The sequence below is a fragment of the Psychrobacter sp. UBA3483 genome (genome assembly GCF_002377905.1).
Classification (GTDB): Bacteria; Pseudomonadota; Gammaproteobacteria; order Pseudomonadales; family Moraxellaceae; genus Psychrobacter.
The window spans coordinates 141,369-142,118 of the sequence record NZ_DFQS01000044.1 but is presented as its reverse complement, the minus strand read 5'-3'; the positions used below and the strand labels follow the sequence as shown (position 1 = coordinate 142,118).

1 pseudogene is annotated in these 750 nt (G+C 52.0%); it reads left to right on the top strand.

Annotation, left to right across the window (positions count from 1 at the left end):
• Positions 1-750: pseudogene (locus B2866_RS08355) on the top strand (hypothetical protein); the annotation flags it as partial.

The window sequence follows — 750 nt, the reverse complement described above, 5'->3', positions numbered from 1 at the left end:
TACACTGTTAATGCCGAAAAGAGCACCGTCTCTGCCGCTACAAATGGTGGTTTAGACGTTGCTGCAGGCCCCCCCACAAATGACGTAACCGACTATGCGGTCAGCTTAAATGCCGCCACTAAGGCTAGCCTTGGTAAAGCGGACAGTGCGGTTCAAGCTGTCACCTCAGGCAATAGCAATTTGACTGTATCTAGAGTCGATAATGGTGTTGAGCTTGGCTTTGTTGAGGCTCCGACGTTTACCGGAAAAGTCAAAGCCAATGGCTTTGATGCCAACAATCAGAATATTGTGAATGTGGCTAACGGCGCGACCACTACGGGTAGCAAAGACGCTATCAATGGCGGTCAGCTCAATACGGCGGCGGGTTCTATCGCCACCAACTTAGGCGGCGGCGCAACTTACGATGCTACTACGGGCACAGTAAAAGCGCCAAGCTACGTCCTAAACAATGGTGCTAACACCATTGACACTACTACCTACAACAACGTAGGTGACGCGCTTGGCAACCTAGATGGTCGTACCACGACTAACACGAGCAACATCGCGACTAACACTGGCAATATTGCTACTAACACTACCAATATCGCCGGCTTAACCAACGGCACCGCTGGTATCGTCCGTCAAGATGCAGTTACAGGCGCTATCACTGTGGGCGGGCAAACAGGCGGTACTAGTGTGAGCTTTGCCAACACCAATGGCGACAACCGTGTGCTATCAGGGGTTGCATCAGGCGTGGCTCCCACAGATGCA